The sequence below is a fragment of the Blastocatellia bacterium genome (assembly GCA_025054955.1).
Lineage (GTDB): Bacteria > Acidobacteriota > Blastocatellia > HR10 > J050 > JANWZE01.
This window is the reverse complement of sequence record JANWZE010000049.1, coordinates 1-20,007: the sequence shown is the minus strand read 5'-3', so window position 1 is coordinate 20,007 and position 20,007 is coordinate 1. Positions and strand designations below refer to the sequence as shown.

Sequence of the window (20,007 nt, the reverse complement as noted above, 5' to 3'; positions counted from 1 at the left end):
TGCATGGATTGCGTCGCGCCGCTGCCAGCACCGTTTTCATCCACCTGTGGCTCTCCCGCATTCAACAGCACCAGCAGACCCGGATCATCAGGATCGCTGGTGTCATACACCAATGCGTCAACCAGGTTCGTTGTCGTGACTGGTGTGTTGTTCGGAAAGTCAGTGGCATTGCCCAAGTACAACGCCACCGCATCAGCGCCGTTCTGTAGGAAATTGTCAGCAAAGACCAGGTCTACACCGGCAACGCCCGCGTTGCCCAGCACGAAGTAGCCATTGGCGTTGGTGGTGAAGCCGTCCAAATCAAATGCCGCGTAAGACTGATCATTGGCGCCGTTATAAAAGACGACGACGAGTCCGGTGAGCGATGTGTTGCCTGCGCCACCATCGTACAGCTCGACAAATTCCAACGTGTCGGTGCCCGGCGTGTCAGAATCCACTTCGTTGATGATGATAGGCGGCACAGCAATCCACGTCTTGGTGGCCGTGCAGGAGAAGGGCACGCCGCTCAGTGAGCCGCTGGCCGTGATGGTGTCGGTGCCTGTGCCGCCGCTGCCTGTGTAGGTGAATGTCGCTTGACCGCTGGCATTCGTTGTGCCCAAGCCAGTCGCGCCAGCATTGGGGCCGGATGTGACGTTGAAGTTGACCGTCACACCTGATTGCGGCGCGCCGTTCTGTGTTACGGTCACCGTCACCGTGTGCGCGGTATTGACAAAATTCGTGGCTGTGAGCGGCGCGAGCGAGCAGGCGGCGTTGATCCACGTTTTACTAGCTGTGCAGGAGAACGGCACGCTGCTCAGTGAGCCGCTGGCTTGAATCGTATCGGTTCCGGGTGTGCCGTTACTCATGTAGGTGAACATGGCCTGACCGTTGTTGTCGGTCGTGCCCATGCCGTTGACGCCGGCGTTCGGGCCTGCTGTCACGTTGAAGTTCACCGTCACGCCCGCTTGCGGCGCGCCGTTTTGCGTCACGGTCACTGTCACCGTGTGCGTGGTGCCGATCTGATTGGTGGCCGTGGCCGGGCTTAAGCTGCATTGATTATCCACCCACGTCTTACTGGCTGTGCAGGAGAACGGCACACCGCTCAGTGAACCGCTCGCCGTGATAGTGTCGAGGCCTGTGTTGCTGCCTGTGTAGCTGAACGTGGCTTGACCATTGGTATCGGTTGTGCCTGTGCCGGAAGCGGTATTAGCCCCACTCACGGTGAACGAGACGGCCACGCCTGCTTGCGGCGCGCCGTTTTGTGTGACCGTGACGGTGACAGCGTGCGAAGTGCCAACCTGATTCGTATCAGTAGATGGCCTGAGGCTGCAAAGAATATTCACCCATTACTTGGAAGCCGTGCACGAGAAGGGGATGCTCATCACGCTCCCGCTTGCCGTGATGGTGTCGAGGCCTGTGTTGCTGCCCGTGTAGCTGAACGTGGCTTGACCATTGGTATCAGTTGTGCCCGTGCCCGAAGCGGTATTGGCCCCGCTCACGGTGAACGAGACGGCCACGCCTGGTTGCGGCGCGCCGTTTTGCGTGACCGTGACGGTGACAGCGTGCGAAGTGCCAACCTGATTGGTAGCTGATGCCGGCGACAACGAGCATCCCACCGCCAACCAGTCTTTGGTGGCCGTGCAGGAGAAGGGCACGCCGCTGATTGAGCCGCTCGCTGTAATGGTATCGGTGCCTGCGCCGCCGCTGCCCGTGTATGTGAACGTGGCTTGACCGTTGCTATCAGTCGTGCCCATCCCGCTCTGCCCTGCATTGGGTCCAGATGTGACGTTGAAATTCACAGCAATGCCGGAAGCCGGTGAACCACCGTTGGTCACCGTGACCGTTACGGTGTGCGTCGTGCCGACTGGATTCGTGGCCGACGGGGGCGACAACGAACAAGCTGGCGCGACCCACGTCTTCGTCGCTGTGCACGTGAACGGAACGCTCATAACCGTGCCGCTGGCCGTGATGGTGTCTGTGCCCACTGAGCCGTTGCTTGTGTAGGTGAATGTGGCCTGACCGTTCGTGTCAGTTGTCGCTGAACCCGTCGTGCCGGCATTCGGCCCGGCTGTTACGCTGAAGTTGACCGTTACACCAGGAAGCGGCGAGCCGCCGTTGGTGACCGTCGCTGTGACCGTGTGCATGGAGCCAGCTTGATTGGTCGCCGTCGTCGGCGTGAGCGTGCAGACTGGCATGGGCGGCCCTTGCGAGGCCAGCGTCCACGGCGAGAATGTGGTAATGCCGCTCGCTTCTACCCAATTATCTGTTGTGTCAGCAGCCGTCGGCGTAATCTCAGTCCAGTTGGGACTATCGAACCTGAACAGCTTCAGTGTGGCTTCTGAGTTGCCGTTGAGTTCCCCGTCCAGATAGTGCAGCCGCACCGTGGCCGAGAAGCCACTGCCGCCCGTTGGCGTAATCGTATAGGTTCGCGTCACTGCTGTTGAGAATCCCATCGGCGCGGACTTCACCAAATTGACCGTGATAGAGGTCGGCAGCGTCCCGCCACTGGCAAAGGCAATTGAGTTGAACGGATTGCCGAAGCTCAGTGCCGGTCCGCCGGCGGTGAATCCGCTCCGTCTGACGTTGCCGATCACATCGCCTGTGCCCGTTGATGTGCCGCTGCCGGGTTGGATCAAGTTGAATGAGCCTGTCGTCAAGTCAGCATTTAGCGTCAAGGCGCCATAGACGGTCGTGTCTCCAACCAGGCTCACCGCGCCGGCAATACTCAGCCCGTTGTAGCAACCGGCTGGCACCGTGCCCGTGGAGAACGATGGATTGGTGAGAGCCGAATCGCTCGTCACGCCAGTGTTGATTGCGCCGGGCGTGCCATAGGAATTTGTATCAACGACGAATCGAGCGCCTGTGTCGTTATCCTGAAATCCAGCGAGCGTGTTGGCCGTAGGTACAAACCGAGCGAGGGAGTTGCCGGGCATGGCCGAACTGCCGTTGATGTTGTCCGTTGTTGTACTCGGGTTATTATCGCCCCACGTGGCGCCACTAATCAAAGAGGTATTGCTGCCAACGAGAATTTGATCAATCAATGTGCCCGCAGCGCGCGTGCCCGCATAGAGTTGAAGATTGTCAGCCGTTGCCGTGTCAATCGTGCCGGTGGTGGTCAGGCCGGCAGTCCCTCCAACGATCAACACGAGCTTGTTATTGCCGTCTTCCAAAGATGTATCTTCGGTGAGCGTGTTCACGTTTCCCGCCGGGGTGGTGAATACAATAACCACATACGTGCCGGTTGGCACACAACTCAGATATGAAGCTGTTGCCGGCAGCGTCACATCACCTTCGGTGGTGGTGGTCGAGCCGGTCCGCGTGCCAACGTCCGAGAGCGTCCAGCCTTGCATGTTGACACCGCCTGGCCTGGTCACAAGCAATTCGACATATTCTTTTCCTGTCGTTGGATTGACGACAAACTCGTTAATAACAACGTCGTCTTCCATGGCGACTTGAGCCGTTGTTCTAATGAGCGCAAAACATACGAGTGCAACCAATATGATACCGAGCTTTTTCATATATTCCTCCTCATGAACGCAGCTATGCGTTCGACAAATCTCTCATTGCGTATTTGGAAAAAGACGACCACCGGCATTCCGAATGATCCAGAGTGGGAGAAAACCACCGTACCTCATCCCACATCACCGTCATAACCGAAGTCTTGCGGAAAGAAGCTTGCCTCGCTTCGGTATGTTATTGAGCTTAACTTCTTAGCAGAGTCGGGATTCTACTTCGTCGCCCGCAGGGCGTCAACCAAACGCGTGCCTGAATTGTTTGATCGTGGCGAGGCGTCTCGGATCGAAAGAGCCGGTGTTTACCCGCCGGTTTGAGTCAACGATGTGAAAAAAATTGCGGCGTTCTTGGAGTGGCAATCAGCTTCAGAACCTAACAGCGGTTTGAGTCAAGGATGTGAAAAGATTCCGGCGCTCACTGCCCAATAAAAACAATTGCCTATGAGAACGCCATGTTCAGGAACGCGTGGCCGGTTTGTCACGCTGAGTTTTATCAACTAGTAATCGGTATCACGCTACCGGCCCGCGCTCAGATGCGCTTGTGGCATCTGAGCAACGGAGGAAGCGTTTAGGATTTTTGAGCATCCAGAATGATAAATGTCGTCTTGGGGGTGAGCCGCGTCTGCTTGACGTGATCGGTGATGCGCACTTCTAGTTGGTATGTGCCAGGCTGGAGCGATTCGACCGGCAACAGTCGGGCCAACGTCAATTGCTGCGTGGTGAAGCGCGAGAGGCCATTTTGTCCGTCCTCAGTCAAGCGCAAGACTTCTTTGCCGTCGCGCAAGACCACATATTCCACGTCCACAGCCGGACGCAGCGTAGTTTGGTCAATACCTGGATTATACACTTGCATGTAAACGCCCAGTGGATCGCCGGGCTTGAAGATAGAGTTGACATTGGGGCGAACCCGTAAGTTGCCCATCACGAAAGGCCCGGCAGCCAGCCGCCCGTGCAGCGGTTCGATACGGTCTGCCAAGATTAATGAGCTGGATGACAATTCACCTTCCTTGAAACGCGGGACCTGGATGCCGTGGTGCAACACACCGGTTCGACCACTGGTGACGTCGCGCAACACAATATCGGCCACGTAATTGCCCGGCGGCAACGTGATTTTATGTTGGTAGATGGATTTTTGTTGGACGCCGATCTCGAAGACATCACTGGCATACTGCTGGGTGACAACATCCTCAAAGATAAACGGTCGGCGCCCGGTGACCGGCCGAATCCGCGCATGGATGTTGACCTTGGCCTCGTGAATGCCGCCGACGTTTTTGAACGCCAGGTCCTGATTCTCCAGCAGGATGGTGAAGACCGTCAGGATGGAGTTTTCGGTGATTTGCAGATAATCGGTGCGCAAGTGGAACGGCAGCACGTCAAACTCAACCGTCATCTCGGCATCGGCGATGGTGGCCAGATCGTTGAATTTGACTTTGGGCGGTCGTTGCAAGTTGGCCAACAATTGCAATCGCTCAAACGGGGCGTCCTGCGCCCGTTGACTCATCAGCGGGTATCGTTCTCGATTGCCCGGCGAGAAGAACGGACGGTCAGCTTTTGAAGCCAAGCCCATTTCCTCAGCCAGCGTCAATCCAGCGTTCGGCACAAACAGCAGCGCGTCTTTTTCATCAGGGCTGCGGGCAATGCGGTATTCACCCGATTGCGTCGGATCAACGAATTCGATTTCGATACCGCTGCCGACCCCTTCAATGTAACGGTAAAACCAGATTTCAAACGGATAGGTGCTGGTTGAGCCGCCCCCTTCCCAAAACGGGCGCTGATAACTGCCACCGGAAGGATAGCTCTCAATACTGTCGGGCTTGCCAAACATGATGTAGATGCGGCCCCGGTCAGTTTTCCATCCGGGAATGCCAGAGGAGAAATGTTGATTGGCATAAGCAATGCGTTGATAGTATTCCTCACGGTACTCGTTCTCGATGGTGTCAGGATTAGGGTCGCGCCGGAGCCAGAACTGCTCGATAAACTGCTCGCGTTCTTCGTCGGTGGCCAGTTTCTTAAACGCAGCTCGTTCTTCCTCAGTGATGATCCAGCGCACATCTTCATCGAGCCAGCGCCGATAGATTTCGTCAAGCTCGCGCCGTTGTTTCTTGGCTCGCTCTTTCTCATCTTTCTTTTTCTGAGCCAACCCAACCGGCGGCGCCAGCAAAGACGCAACAAGTAGAGCAAGAAGAGACCCGACGCCAATTCTTCTGACCATGTTCCTCATACGCCTCACTCCTATCAACGTAACATGCCGGCTTCAAGTATAGCGAATCAGCCAATAACCGGCAACGTGTCGCTCCGCCTGCGCGTGCCGCATCAGATGCGAGTGAAACGGTGTGCGAGAGCAAAATCACAGTAACGCCGGACGAGAGCATCTGACGCCTTTGCGGATTGACTTGGGCATCGAAGCAGACTACATTAGCGGCACCAAAATCAGAAGTCATTTCAGTTTAGTGGAGGGAGGCATGCAAAGAAGCATTTCCATAGTCTGTAGGATTTCGTTAGCTGTGGCGTTGCTGATGAGCGGAGGGATGGCCATGCAGGTCGCAGCTCAAGTCGCCACCGCTTCGATCAATGGGACAGTGCTGGATCAAACAGGAGCCGTGGTGCCTGACGCCCGTATCACCGTCAAGAACGTCAGGACAGGACTGGAGCGCTCCACCGTCACCAATCAAGATGGGTTTTTCGCTGTCACCTCGTTGCCTGTCGGCGAATATGAAGTGAGCATTGAGCGGGACGGCTTTGCCACGTTGAAACGGAGCGAGTTGAGATTAACAGTCGGGCAAGTGCTGACGCTCGACGTGGTGCTGATGGCGGCTGGCCGGCAAGAGGTCATGGAAGTCACGGGTGAAGCGCCTATCATCGAGGTCACGCGCACCAGCGTCAATAGCACCGTTAACGATGTAGCCGTGGCGAACCTGCCAGTGAACGGACGTAACTTTATTGATTTCGTGCTGCTGACCCCGGGCGTTTCCCGCGATGTGCGCACAGGCGATATTGCCTTTGGCGGACAGCGTGGCACGCTCAATAGCTTGCTCATTGATGGCGCCGACAATAACAACACATTTTTTGGGCAAGCACTGGGTCGAACGGGTTCGGGTCGCGCCCCCTATCAATTCAGCCAGGATGCGGTGCAGGAATTTCAGGTGAACTCAAACAGTTATTCGGCGGAATTCGGTCGAGCAGGCGGCGCTGTGATCAACGTCATCACGAAATCGGGCACGAATCAGTTTCACGGCACAGCATTCGATTTCTATCGCGACAAGTCAATGAACGCCAACACATTTTTCAACAACGCCAACGCGCGTCCACGAGCCGCCTTCCATATCCATCAGTTTGGCGGCAACATCGGCGGGCCGATTGTTAAAGACAAGGCGTTCTTCTTCTTCAACTACGACGGCCAACGCCGCAACGAAGGTCAGCCGATCATCTTTCCAGTCAGCGCCGCGCCTAACGATACGGTTGGATTGCAAGTGCAGCAGCGCCTCTTTCAACGGTATGGCAATCCGTACATCCGCGGATTCAATCAGGATGTATTCCTGGGCAAAGGCGATTGGCAAATCAGCCGCAACCACCGGCTCAGTGGGCGGTATAACCATCAGGATTTCACCGGAAAGAACCTGGAAAATTCCGGACCAACCAGCGCCGAAGAACATTCGGGCGACAGCTTGGTCAAGACCAATACGCTCACGCTTCAACTGACGTCGGTGCTGAGCAACACGTTCATTAACGAATTGCGGTTTCAGTGGGCCAGAGACAAAGAACCGGGAACAGCCAATACTGACGTGCCTGAAGCCATTATTCAGGAGCGTGGCACAACCGTGATCAGCATTGGCCGGAATAACTTCAGCCCGCGCGAAACCACGATCAGACGTTACCAGGTGGCCAACACCATGTCGTTGATTCGAGGGAAACATAATCTCAAATTCGGTTTTGACATCAACGTGGATCGGACGCGGAATTTCTTCCCCGGCTTGTTCGGTGGCTCCTATACGTTCACCAGCTATGCTGATTTTGCTGACGGGATACCGGCTGGCGGTTACCGACAGAATTTCGCCGGACCCAACACGACCGGCCCACTGACACGGCCCAATACGACCGACTATGCAGCGTTCATTCAGGACGATTGGCGGGTCTCGCCGGATTTCACGTTCTACCTAGGACTGCGCTATGATCTGCAAGATTTGGCGCAACCGACCACGCGCAATCCTCATCCTGACCTGGCTGCGATGAACATTCGCACGGATCGCGTCAACATTGACTCGAACAACTGGGGGCCGCGTATCGGATTGGCATGGAGTCCGCTCCAGAGCGACCGCTTGGTCATTCGTGCTGGCTACGGCGTCTTTTACGGACGCACGCCATCAATCATGCTGGGGACGGCCCATTCAAACAACGGGCTGAATGTGATTGCTCTGTCATTCACCGGCGCGGCTGTGCCGACCTATCCGAATCGCTTCAGCAGCATTCCCACGGGCGGCGCCGCCGCTCCGCCGACACTGTACTTCTTCGCGCCGGACTATGTCTCGCCACAAACACAGCAGGCAAGTCTCGGTATTGAGTATGAATTGGCGCGGAACCTGGCCGTGGCCGTCAACTACATCTTCGTCAAAGGCACTCACCTGAGCCGCACCCGCAACATCAATTTGCGACCGGCGGTACTCAGTACTATTCAAATTGCCGGTGGCGGCGGTACTGTTTCCTATCTGCGCTTTCCGGGGCGCCTTACCTCAGCGTTTGACCGCCTGAGCCAATTTGAGTCAACGGCCAACTCAGTGTATAACGGACTGGCCATGAAATTGACCAAGCGGTTTGCCAATCACTTCCAGTTGCTTGCTTCCTACACGTGGTCGGCAGCGATTGACGATGCGCCGGATCAAACATCAGTCGTGCCCGGCAACGCCGGCGACGATGCCAAGATGATACAAAACCCGTTGTTCATTCGCGGTGATCGCGCTCGCAGCGTGGTGGATGTGCCCCATCGGTTTGTGTTGAGCGGAGTATGGGAGCTCAATTATGCCAACAAGCTGGAGAACGCGGTAGCCAGAGCCATTCTCGGCGGATGGAGCTTGAGCGGGATTCTGACGGCCAATTCCGGCTTTCCGTACAGTCAACAAACCGGCTTTGACCTGAATAACGATGGCAACCGATTCACTGACCGAGCGCCTGGCGTCGGTCGTAACACCGAGCGGTTGCCTCGATTCATCAGCTTCGATCCGCGCGTGACGCGCGACATTCGCTTTGGTGAGCGAGCCAAGCTTCAACTCATCTGGGAAGCATTCAACGTGCTCAATCGCGCGAATTTTTCCGCTGTGCGGACGACCCTGTTTGCCGCCGGTAGTGGGGCAACCGCCGGCCAACTCGTTCGTCAAACAAACTTCGGCACACCCACCAGTACGTTTGATCCGCGCATCATGCAACTGGCGGCCAAGTTCGTTTTCTAGTGCGGTCTGTGAGTGAGTTTGGGAGCGCACGCTTGCGGCGTGCATGGGCTCGCAAGAGTGGGGCTCCCAGCTAAAGGCAATTGAAAATCACTCTAATGCGGCCCAGCACCAACGGATGAGACGAGTCGTATGACCGACCGTTGGTGCTGCGCGCAGGCCGCCACAGCATAGCCGTAGACTCGTTCACGCAGTCAACGACTGCCGCATCAGGCTAAGGCCTCGGCGTGCCTGATCCATTCCGAGTTATGCAGTGAGTCAATCTGTCGCGATCAATCCGCAACCTGCGACGTTTTGAATCGGTCATAGTCGCAGTGATTGCCGTAGACCCAGACACTCTCAAAAAGTTCGCTGATGAATTCGTTCACGTCCAGTTGCCCTCGTTTGAACTTGCAATAAGCCACGAACAATTGTGGCGCTGTCAACAGACCGAATCGGTAGCGTTGCTCCGCCAGCAGGCGCAGCTCTTCGGGGAACGGCACATGCCCGTTCGCTGTGCGCGCTTCCGGTGGGACATCACAGAAGGGGTTAGCAACAATCAGACCTTTGGGTTGTCGCCCGTGCGCCTCGATGAAGTCTTCGACCACGTGGTTCAATTGACGAATGTCGGCTAGCGTGAGCGGCCCGTTGCCGTCGGCCACGGCGGCGATCACGTCCACGCCCTTATGCTCCAAGATGACATGCGTCCCGTCTTGGTCAGATGGGTGGACGGTCAGCCCCATCTCGATGAAGACCTGCTCGACGGCGCTTTTCAGGGTGGCCCCTCGACCTGTCAGCAGCGCATCGCGCAGATTCACACGCTCGCTCACTTTGCGTTCCAATTCGGCTTTTCGCTGCTCCATGTCTTGAATGAACTGCTTCAGTTCCTGGATCTCGGCCATGATGCCTTCCATTTCCGGGACCATATAGTCGGCGACCCAATCCGATGCGCGCTCGCCAGCATCAACCGTTGCGGCAGCAGCGGCCGATTGCTCTTGCACCGCCGGCTGCGGCTGTTCGGCCGACATTGCATTGTGGTCAAGTGGAGGATGATTTACGTCGGCAGCTTGCACTGCCGGCTGTGGCTGTTCAACCGGCATTGCCGACGACTGAGGCTCCGGCATCGGTTCCGATGCAGGTTCATCGGCGATGACGAGCGGCTCTGAAGGCCTCACACTCAGCTCAGGTTGAGCTAAATCTGACGGCAAATCTGGCGGCGGTGGCATCGAGGGTGTTGATTGAACGACTGGAGCTTCATTGGGGCTAGCCAGGAAAGATGCGGAAGCATCCGCCCCGCGACTGTCCACAGCCTCAAATGTCTGAGGAGTACGCACTCGAAAGATGTTCTTCACTGTCATAACCTCCGGATTGATTTTTTTCAATAACGCGCCACCACAACATCTACCCGGGCATAGGCGCGATGCCCGCTCAAGTTATGTGGAGGATCACAACCCGAGACAATACGTTGTCAGATGACTATGTTGAATTTTGTGAGGAACGTAATAGAGACCCGCTGCTGAAAAACGCGCTTTCAGCCTCTTTACGGGTATTGGGCCGCCACCCGGTTTTTCTCTATCTCCTGTGCCTTTCTTGTGAAGGCGCTTTTATTCTACCAAATCAAAGAAAATTTGCAACAACTTTTTCAATTTCGTGACCTCCGTTCAACCTTCATGTTTGTCAATCCGCATTCTGCATTTGGTGCCACTTGTCCCTTTGAACTGACCTTTCGATCATCCGTATTCTTCTTCAAATGCTCTCTGTGTCCTCCCTGTCCTCTGTGGCAAACAATCACAAAGAGATTCTCTTGATTCCGTCCACTAGTCGAGGCACCCCGAAGTTGATCAGCAATGCACGCTTGAGCCCCGTCGCTCTCAAATACGACAGTACCTGGGCCGTCGCCACCTCTGGAAGATTGGCCACCGCTTTGAGCTCAACAATCACTTCGCCATCTACCAGCAGGTCAAGCCTCTGCCCCTTAATCAGATGACCCTTATAGATTACATCCACCTCAACTTGACGCTCATACTTAATACCCCGCAGTTTGAACTCAACACACAACGCTTCCTCGTAAATAGGCTCCAGGAGCCCAGGTCCAAGCACTCGATGTACTTCGATCGCGGCCCCGATAATTTTCTGTGTCACTTCATCACTCATATGCTCCCTCCAAGCCACAGAGCACACAGAGCTCACCGAGATAGTGATACTAAATGCCGAGTGAAGATCGGGCATTCCCGCTCAGTTCGTTCAGGTGTGGCCATCCTTTTGAGCTCCATGAACGTGCTCTTTTCCTCCACAATTGGTATAAACTTATCTGAGGACAGACACACCGAAGCTGGCCAACCGGCGCGGGTCATGGAGGTCGCGCAAGACGCTCTCAATCGCCCGTTGAAGCGTCAAACTGGACTGGCTCTTGAGACGGATGAGCAGTTGCTCCAATTGTGCGATGTCCGCGCCGGTGATGGTAACGGCGCGTCCGGCAACGACGCCTTCTACTGCCGGCATGAGCCGTTCAATCGTGGCGCGCATGGCGAGGCGAAGTGACTCGTCACCCAACAGCAGCATAGTAACCTCAACCGTATGTTGATTGAACAGCTCGACGTATTGTTGCCCGCGTGGGCTTTGCGGCAACACTTGATCGCGTAGGCGACGGAGCACGTCCAGCGCCCAGGTTTGCTGCGTCGAATCCCGCATGGCCGTCTCGGCGGCGCAACCCGTCGGCGGCGGTGGCGGTGGCGGCGTGACATTGTCCAAACAATTGCCGTTGGCTGTGACGTGAGCGCCGATGTCGGTTCTTGAACGATTGGAGAATGTATTGGGTCCGTTGCTCTGAACGAACGAGCACATGATCGGCCCACTCCCGTTGCAATTGGCAGCAGGCGGATTGAATGAATCATCATGCAACGCATCGAAGTTATGGCCGATTTCGTGAGCGACAAGCTTGGTCATGAGGGAAAAATCCTGCGAGACGCCGTAGGAATAGGGTGGGTCGTTACACACGACCCCTACGTAAGCAATGCCGATGACGCTGCCGTTCATATCTCGTCCGGTGAACAAGTGAGCCAGATCACGCACGACCGCTGCGCGGTTGGCATTCCAGTGGTTTCTGAATTGGCTCAACAATGTGCTCGGATCAGATGAGCTATATGGATCGTTGGAGGTTGTGTAGACGTTCTGAAAGCTAATCTCCAACCTGAGAGAGAGCTCTGCTTGGTAGATACCATCCACCTGGTTGATGATACCTTGAATTTGGGTATTGGCATTGTTGCCGTAGATCTGAAAGTACTCGAAATCGGCATCAGTGGCGACCTGCGTTCTGCGCAGCACTTCCCAGGAGCCTTGTTGAGCCGGCGTGTGACCGAGGCGCGCCCGCAATCGCTCAGCGTAGCCACGTAACTGGGATGCGCCACACACACCCATGGCTTCCAGTCGGACATCTGTTTCGCGAAACAGCACTACATCAGCCGAACGGGTCTCAGGAGCAAACTTCATCAGCGGATCAATGAAGAGCCAGTCGTGGGCTGTTCGGATGTAACCTTGCATCAAATCCGGCATGATTAGTAAGCGAACAATGCTGTCAGGGTCTTCGCGTAGTCGTCCCTTGAACGTGTAAACCGCCGATTGCAATTCTTCGACCTGTCCGTGTTCAGTGGTTTGCACCCGGCGAAAGCCCGCTGCGCGCAGATCGTTCGGTTCCAACATGAGATCAAAAGTCTCATGCTCGAATTGAAGGATCACCCGACCCATTGAACGAACGCGACGTTCAATCGCGGACGGATTCACTCGGAAGACTCTGTAGTGGTAGAGCTGCCTATCCAACCGTTGCTGAATCGTTGATTCAAGGGCTTGAGCGGTCGCCACGATTGGTTGCTCTGGCAGAGCGGCTGATTTGGTTGGCAACCAAGGGAAAAATCCTAGCAATATCAGCAAAACAATAGCGCGAAAAAAGGCTCGTGGGTGGTTCATCGCAGTTTCCTCCATCCTGCCGAAATCCTAACAACAAATCGAACGCTGATTGCGCACGCCCGCTATCGTAGCAAAAAGCCCACATCGGATCAACATGAGATCGCTCCGGCCCAAGGAGTCGCCGAATTTTCACCAAAGGCTTCCCAAACGAAACTTAGGCCGCTAGAATATCGGCTTTTAATTTTAAGGATCAGACCGAAACAATGAGCAGCCGGGTTATGTCTGAAGACGGATCTGGCATTTCGTGTCTATGTGAGGTGAGACATGAACCCACTGATTAAAGATGTTGAGCAGGCGTACCTGCGCACCGACATACCTGATTTTAACCCCGGCGATACCATCCGGGTCTATGTGCGGATTAAAGAAGGCGACAAGGAGCGATTGCAATCTTTTGAAGGCGTTGTCATCGGACGTAAGCATAGTGGATCACGTGAAACGGTGACGGTGCGAAAAATTAGCTCTGGCATTGGTGTGGAGCGTATTTTTCCATTGCATTCGCCAAACATTGAACGCATTGATGTAGTGCGTCGGGGTCGAGTTCGTCGCGCCAAGCTTTACTACCTGCGCAACCTCAAAGGCAAGAAAGCTCGCGTGCGGGAGCGGGATGAGTTCCGCCTGAATGCAGAATCCGAAGCCCGAGCGCAAGCGGCAGCGGCAGCTCCGCTCTCTGCCGCAGAGAGCGCCACAGATGTCACGAATGAGTCATCATAACGTTCCTGCGCCACACGCGATCTCGTGCACGATGTTGTTTGAGAACGCCGCAGATTTGATGACTGAGACATCACAACGACGATCAATGGCATTGGCAGCTTCGAGGCGTAGCTTCTCGCTTAACACCGATCAACATCATTGGCAGCTTCCAGACGTGGCTTCTCGCTTAATCGAGTGATCGCTCCATGAAAGCGATGGTAGTAAGCCAGCCGCAGGCTATCACTGCATGCCCGTTGCAGGCAGAGGAACGACCTGCCCCTGTGCCCGGACCCGGCCAGATTCGCCTGCGCGTTCAAACCTGCGGCGTTTGCCACACGGACTTGCACATCGTCGAAGGTGAATTGCCTCATCCGCGATTGCCGCTCATCCCCGGCCATCAAATCGTGGGCGTGGTTGACCATCTTGGAGCAAATGTCCAGCAATTTCGTATTGGCGAGCGGGTCGGGATTCCTTGGCTCTATTCCACCTGTCAGGCTTGCTCGTTCTGTCGTCAAGGACGGGAGAATCTGTGTGAATCAGCGCAGTTCACGGGCTATCATGTTGATGGTGGATATGCGCAGTATGTCGTGGTTGCAGAAGAGTTCGCTCACCGCTTACCTGAACATTTGTCCGATACGGAAGTAGCGCCGTTGTTGTGTGCCGGCGTCATTGGTTACCGGGCGCTGCTTCTCAGTGGCGTTCGTCCGGGCGAGCGACTCGGACTCTACGGATTTGGCGCGTCGGCGCACATTGTCATTCAGATTGCCCGTCACTGGGGTTGTACGGTTTACGTTTTCAGTCGCCAGGAGCACCATCGGCAACTCGGGCAGGCGTTGGGCGCGGCCTGGGTAGGCGAAGCTCAGGATACACCGCCGCAGACGATTCACAGCGGCATCATTTTCGCTCCAGCCGGCTGGATTGTACTCGAAGCGCTTCGTGTATTGGAAAGGGGCGGCACACTGGCGCTGGCCGGCATTCACATGAGTCCGATTCCAGAATTAGAGTACAGCCGCCTGTATCATGAACGCGCCATTCGTAGTGTGGCCAATTGCACCCGTGAGGATGTTCGCCAGTTACTACGACTAGCTGAACAAATTCCGATTCGGACAGAGACAGAAGTGTTCCCCTTGACGGCGGCCAATGAAGCCCTGCAGCGGTTAAAGCACGGCCAGATCAATGGCGCCGGCGTGTTGCAAATCGCTGAGGACTGAGCTGGCTCATTCAACGAATTAGCGCGGGACTACCAGTGTGAGTAAACAGTTGCAAATCGCTGAGGACTGAGCTGGCTGATTCGACCTTTGAGAAGCGACCGTAAAGCAGATGATGTACTGGCAGCTTCAACGTTTCTACCTCAGAAAATCCTCTTGGTGTTCTTCCACACTGTGAAGAGCCAATCGGCCAATGTATGCGTCGCCGCTCCCCACCATAAGCCGACAAACGCAGCCAGCAGCAGACGATGATCAACCGACCACAACGTCTGCCAGACATGTCGGATCAGCGCGGTCATGCTTGGAGGCCGGCTTGCTTGCGGATGAAGCAGGCTATAGACAAACAGGCCGGCGCTGATCAGCACGCCGACGGTGACGATGAAATAGAGAATACGAATGACTGTGCCCCAAACCAACCCATGCGAAAAGCGCGAGCGATGACCAAACACCACCTTATACGGCCACCACAGAAAGGCCAACGGTCCCCAGCGCCTGTACTGCCGGCTGTGAATGTCTAAGTCAGGACCGAACATCAATCCGGCAAATAGCATGGCGGCGGTTGTGATGAGCGACAGGTCTGTGCTGCCCGTGACCAAATAGGCGGCGAGGAACGTCGGCGGAGCCACTGCCACCGTGATCATGTCGTGTGCCCTTGCCGATGGCATGCGATTTATGAAAAATCATTCTCCCACATCTGCGTGACGAAAAAAAGTATCGGGAAAAAGCTCCACGAAGGACGACGACCGGTAAACGTGATCCGACGAGCATTCACTATCCAGCGTGCTGAATATGAAAATTGGACGATATGAAATTGAGCCGTTAATGCTGTTGTTGATATTCGTGCCGATCAGCATCGTGTTGGAATTGACGCATGCCGATCCTGCGATGATCTTCGTCAGTTGTTGTATCGCCATTATTCCGTTGGCCGGATTGATGGGGAAAGCGACCGAGCATCTGGCTGAGCGCATGGGCGCCGGCTTGGGCGGATTGCTCAATGCGACCTTTGGCAACGCTGCCGAGTTAATCATCGCGCTGATGGCGTTGCGCGCCGGTTTATATGATGTCGTCAAAGCGTCTATCACCGGCTCTATTATTGGCAATATCCTATTGGTGCTGGGGCTGGCGCTGCTGGTCGGCGGACTGAAGTACCCAGTGCAGCGTTTCAATCGCACGGCAGCCGGGCTGGGGGCGACACTGCTGACACTGAGCGTGATTGGGCTTGTTGTGCCGGCCATCTTCCATGCCATTGTTGGCAGCGGGCAAGTCGCGCGTGAACTCAACCTGAGCTTAGAGATCGCCATCGTCTTGTTCATCACGTATCTGTTGAGCCTTGTCTTTGCCCTGCGGACACACCGGCATCTGTATGCCGGCCAGAAAGGACATGCCCATGATGAGGCGCTTGGCATCGTGGGTTGGAGCAAGACGAAGGCGGTAACCGTGTTGCTGGTGGCGACGGCATTGGTGGCACTGATGAGTGAACTGCTTGTCGGCGCGGTCGAGCATACTGCTGAGACGTTCGGCATGAGCGATGTGTTTATCGGGGTCATTGTGGTGGCCATCGTTGGCAATGCGGCTGAACACAGCACGGCCATATTGGTGGCTGCCAAGAATCAGATGGATTTAGCCATGAACATTGCCGTCGGATCGAGCATTCAAATCGCCTTGTTCGTTGCGCCGGTGTTGGTGTTTGTCAGCTATTTGTTGGGGCGTCCGATGGATTTGCTGTTTACGGTGTTTGAGGTTGTCTCGGTGGCGCTGGCTGTCGGCACGGTCAGTTTGATCTCGCTGGATGGTGAATCGAACTGGATGGAAGGCGTCCAGTTGTTGGCTGTTTATCTGATTTTAGGAATCGCTTTTTACTTCCTGCCGTGAGGTTCGCTATAATGGCCATCCGTGCAGGAGAAACACGAGTGCGTATGAAGAAATGGCCGATTCGGGTTGCTTGTCTGGCGATTTTGGTATTGTTGCTCTCGGCCGGCGCTTTCGCGTTGGCCGGACAATCGTCGCCAGAGCTGCGGCGCGAGACGTTTGAATTCGTCTGGAGGCGCGTCAAAGAGAAGTACTATGATCCTCAGTTCAACGGCGTCAACTGGGACGAGGTGCGCGAGCAATATGCGCCACGAGTGGCAGCGGTCAAGACTGATGATGAGCTTTACGCGCTGCTCAATCAGATGCTGGGAGAATTGCGCACATCGCATTTCCAGATCATCCCGCCGTCGGCGTATGGTGAGGGGCGTGAGCCGTCGGCCAATTCTAATGATGATCCGGACGAGGCCGGCGGTGATGGCGACGTGGGCATGGAGATTCGGCTGGTTGAAGGTCGCCCCACGATCTTGCGTGTGGAGCCGCAATCGCCGGCGGCGCTGGCTCGATTGCGGCCCGGTTTCATCGTCACTCACATCAATGAGAGGCCGCTGAGCGAGCTGGTGAAACAGGCCGCCTCGCCCAGTGAGCGACCGTCACTTGGACACATGATGTTCAGGGAGGTAGTAGTGGCGCGACTGAGCGGGCCGATTGGCTCCACCGTGCGCGTGCGTTATCTGGATCAGTACGATCGCGTTCGGTCGGCCACGTTGAAGCGGCGACAACGTCCTGGCGAGCCAGTCAAGTTCGGCGAATTACCCGTGCTGAGCGCTGAGCTGGAGAGCAAGCGCCTTCAACACAACATCGGTTATCTGCGCTTCAATGTGTTTCTGATGCCGCTATTGCCTCGCATTCAACAGGCGATTGCATCGTTTCAGGATGCGCCGGGCATCATCCTGGACCTGCGTGGCAATCCGGGCGGCGTCGGCGCGATGGCCATGAGCGTGGCACGTCTGTTTTACACTGAACCGACGACGCTCGGCACGATGCAAACACAACAAGGGCAGATGAAGTTTACGATTTTGCCTACACAGGAACAGCCGGCCTACAGGGGGCCACTGGTCATTCTGGTGGACGAAGGCAGCGCCAGCACGGCCGAAGTGCTGGCCGGCGGCATGCAAGAAAATGGGCGTGCCATCATCGTCGGCCATCCATCGGCGGGGATGGTGATGCCGTCAGTCATCGAAGTCTTGCCTATCGGCGCGCGATTGCAATATGCGTTTGCCGACTTCAAAACACCCAAAGGAGTGTTGTTGGAAGGTCGCGGCGTCACGCCAGACGTGCTGGTGCATCTGACGCGCCGTGAGCTGTTGGCTGGATATGATCCGGTTGTGCAAAAAGCGGTCGCCACGCTTCTGAAACAACAACCTGCCACCAAGGTGGCGAGCGCGTCCAATCAATGACAGAGGACAAAGGAAGGAACCCGATGAAAAAGACTTTTGGAATGTTGATTGTCGGTTTTGTTTTTTGTGTGATCATCGGCTGGGCTCAACAGGCGACACCGCCTGCGCCTGAACAAAAGCAATCAGACGCTGTGGCCGAAAAGAAACCGGAGATCACTGCTGAACAAGTGCTGGAAAAGTACATTGAAGCGACGGGCGGACGGGCGGCCTACCAGAAGCTGACTAGCTCGGTTTCCAAAGGCACGATGGAGATCGTCGGCCAGAACATTCGTGGCACGATGGAAACCTATGCGAAGGCGCCGACCAAGTTTTTGCTCGTGCAGAACATTGACGGCATTGGTCAGTTCCTGCAAGGCTACGATGGACAGGTCGGCTGGGGTCAGGACCCGTTCTTAGGATTACGCAACCTAGAAGGCGCTGAACTGGCCAACTTCAAGCGCGAGGCGACGTTTCATGCCGATCTGAAATGGCGTGAGCTTTATGAGAAGGCTGAACTGATAGGCACGCAAAAAGTGGGCGACCGCAACACCTACGTCATTCGCTTAACGCCGACTGTCGGCAAGCCGGTGACGCGCTACTTCGATACGGAAACATTTCTGCTTGTGCGCTCAGATGTGGTCAGCGAGACGCCGTATGGCACGCTCAACATGGAATCGTATCCTTCTGATTATCGCGTGGTGGACGGCGTCAAAATACCGTTCCAACTGGTGATGAAAGCGCCATCGGGCGAGATGGTGATGAAACTCACCGAGGTCAAGTATAACGTGGAGATTGACGACGCGAAGTTTGTTAAACCTGCCGCCAAGCAATGATCACTCATAGTGAATGCAGCATTCGGCGCTCTGGGTGAAATGCTCAACCCTCAAGCACAACTGTTCGATTGCTACGCCGATGCTTATGCGCAGTTTCGTCCGAGCTATCCAGACGCAGCGATTGAGATGATGCTGGAACGATGGCAGCTCGGCCCCCATGCGCTGGTCTGTGATCTGGCGGCTGGCACGGGCACGCTGGGCGGGATGTTCGCCGCGCGTGGTTTTCAGGTGGTAGCAGTTGAGCCGCTCGCTCAGATGCGAAACTGTCTGGCCCGAATTGCGCACCAGCGACGATGGCCGATTCAGGTTGTGGGCGGCCTGGCTGAAGCTATTCCGCTGCGCGATCAGTCGGTCCACGCGATGGTATGCGGACAGGCCTTTCATTGGTTTCAGGCGGACGCAGCATTATCGGAAATGCATCGTGTGCTCAAGCCGGGCGGGGGCATGGCGTTGCTCTGGAATAATCAGGATTGGCGGCACGTTGCTTGGTTGGCAGAACTGGAACGACTGATCGAGCACTACAATCCGCAATATGATCGTCATTATCGCAGCAAAGATTGGCAAAGCGTGGTCAATCGCTCAGGGCTTTTCGCGCCGGTTCAAACATTCGAATTTGTCATGGACCTTTTTCCAACGACTGAGCAGGTTCTTGGTTTGGTCAGTACTTACTCCTATGTTCGCAGCATGCCGCCTGAACGGCAACGACCACTGCTTGATGAGATTGCTGCGGTATGTGAGCGAGAGCAGCAGGTTGGAGGAGTGTTGTTGTTACGATACCGCACGCAATTATATCTGACGCAACGACCCCGCTGCTGACCGCGATGGCATTAAGTTAATAAGAAGCTCATGGAACGCGGATGACACGGATTCGGCTGATCAACTCGGATCAATCCGTGAAAATCCGCCGCATCCGCCTCATCCGCGTTCTATCTAAACTCCGCTAGCTTAGAGCGGTTTATGAACGAGTTTACCCTGGGAGCGCACGCCATTAGTTTCTACACAACTCAATTCAGCGTTGGTCTCATGGCCGCGTCAGCGGCAATTGAAATTTAGAGGGATGTTCAATTGTGTTGATCTGGGAATCGTTCCTGTGCCACAGCGCGCCACGACGGACGAAAAGCAAGCACCAAGTGACAGGATCAACGGACGTGAATCTGTTG

At 55.6% G+C, this 20,007-nt stretch carries 13 protein-coding genes and 1 pseudogene; 7 read left to right on the top strand and 7 right to left on the bottom strand.

Features of this window, described 5'->3' with window-relative positions; genetic code table 11:
* The 3 genes from NZ823_06470 to NZ823_06460 all read right to left on the bottom strand — a co-directional run.
* A partial coding sequence (locus NZ823_06470; GenBank protein MCS6804774.1) for an Ig-like domain-containing protein occupies nt 1–1,322 on the bottom strand: 1,322 nt, incomplete at its 3' end.
* Between the two features lie 3 nt (nt 1,323–1,325).
* Complete coding sequence (locus NZ823_06465) at nt 1,326–3,497, bottom strand: Ig-like domain-containing protein (GenBank protein ID MCS6804773.1); 2,172 nt, start codon at nt 3,495–3,497, stop codon at nt 1,326–1,328.
* Between the two features lie 562 nt (nt 3,498–4,059).
* The gene (locus tag NZ823_06460; protein ID MCS6804772.1) at nt 4,060–5,712 is read right to left on the bottom strand and encodes a GWxTD domain-containing protein; all 1,653 of its coding nucleotides are present in this window, start codon (nt 5,710–5,712) and stop codon (nt 4,060–4,062) included.
* Nucleotides 5,713–5,953: 241 nt separating this feature from the next.
* Here NZ823_06460 and NZ823_06455 point away from each other — a divergent pair, with 241 nt between their 5' ends.
* Nucleotides 5,954–8,932 (top strand): TonB-dependent receptor, encoded by a 2,979-nt coding sequence (locus NZ823_06455; GenBank protein ID MCS6804771.1) that lies wholly within the window; start codon nt 5,954–5,956, stop codon nt 8,930–8,932.
* A 269-nt stretch (nt 8,933–9,201) separates the two neighbouring features.
* Here NZ823_06455 and NZ823_06450 read toward each other — a convergent pair whose 3' ends face one another.
* The 3 genes from NZ823_06450 to NZ823_06440 form a co-directional block, all read right to left on the bottom strand.
* A complete protein-coding gene (locus NZ823_06450) occupies nt 9,202–10,083 on the bottom strand; it encodes a hypothetical protein (GenBank protein ID MCS6804770.1) in 882 nt (293 codons plus the stop codon).
* Between the two features lie 613 nt (nt 10,084–10,696).
* Nucleotides 10,697–11,062: a GxxExxY protein gene (locus NZ823_06445; GenBank protein MCS6804769.1), complete on the bottom strand. Its 366-nt coding sequence runs from the start codon at nt 11,060–11,062 to the stop codon at nt 10,697–10,699.
* A 153-nt stretch (nt 11,063–11,215) separates the two neighbouring features.
* Nucleotides 11,216–12,871, bottom strand: a complete 1,656-nt coding sequence (locus NZ823_06440) for a M12 family metallo-peptidase (GenBank protein ID MCS6804768.1) — start codon at nt 12,869–12,871, stop codon at nt 11,216–11,218.
* Nucleotides 12,872–13,135: 264 nt separating this feature from the next.
* On the opposite strand from NZ823_06440, the pseudogene rplS reads away from it, so the two are divergent.
* Both rplS and NZ823_06430 read left to right on the top strand, forming a co-directional pair.
* Nucleotides 13,136–13,480, top strand: a pseudogene (gene rplS / locus NZ823_06435) (50S ribosomal protein L19).
* A 287-nt stretch (nt 13,481–13,767) separates the two neighbouring features.
* Entirely contained in the window at nt 13,768–14,772 is a 1,005-nt protein-coding gene (locus NZ823_06430; GenBank protein MCS6804767.1) for a zinc-dependent alcohol dehydrogenase family protein, read from the top strand.
* Between the two features lie 140 nt (nt 14,773–14,912).
* Here NZ823_06430 and NZ823_06425 read toward each other — a convergent pair whose 3' ends face one another.
* Complete coding sequence (locus tag NZ823_06425; protein ID MCS6804766.1) at nt 14,913–15,434, bottom strand: metal-binding protein; 522 nt, start codon at nt 15,432–15,434, stop codon at nt 14,913–14,915.
* 124 nt (nt 15,435–15,558) lie between these two features.
* On the opposite strand from NZ823_06425, the gene cax reads away from it, so the two are divergent.
* From cax to NZ823_06405, 4 genes are read left to right on the top strand one after another with little or no spacing between them, the layout of a single operon-like run.
* Entirely contained in the window at nt 15,559–16,641 is a 1,083-nt protein-coding gene (gene cax, locus NZ823_06420; GenBank protein MCS6804765.1) for a calcium/proton exchanger, read from the top strand.
* Between the two features lie 44 nt (nt 16,642–16,685).
* Nucleotides 16,686–18,035, top strand: coding sequence for a S41 family peptidase (locus tag NZ823_06415; GenBank protein MCS6804764.1), 1,350 nt, complete (start codon nt 16,686–16,688; stop codon nt 18,033–18,035).
* A 23-nt stretch (nt 18,036–18,058) separates the two neighbouring features.
* Complete coding sequence (locus NZ823_06410) at nt 18,059–18,847, top strand: outer membrane lipoprotein-sorting protein (protein MCS6804763.1); 789 nt, start codon at nt 18,059–18,061, stop codon at nt 18,845–18,847.
* A gap of 9 nt (nt 18,848–18,856) precedes the next feature.
* Nucleotides 18,857–19,663, top strand: coding sequence for a class I SAM-dependent methyltransferase (locus NZ823_06405; GenBank protein ID MCS6804762.1), 807 nt, complete (start codon nt 18,857–18,859; stop codon nt 19,661–19,663).
* The last annotated feature ends 344 nt before the right edge of the window (nt 19,664–20,007 follow it).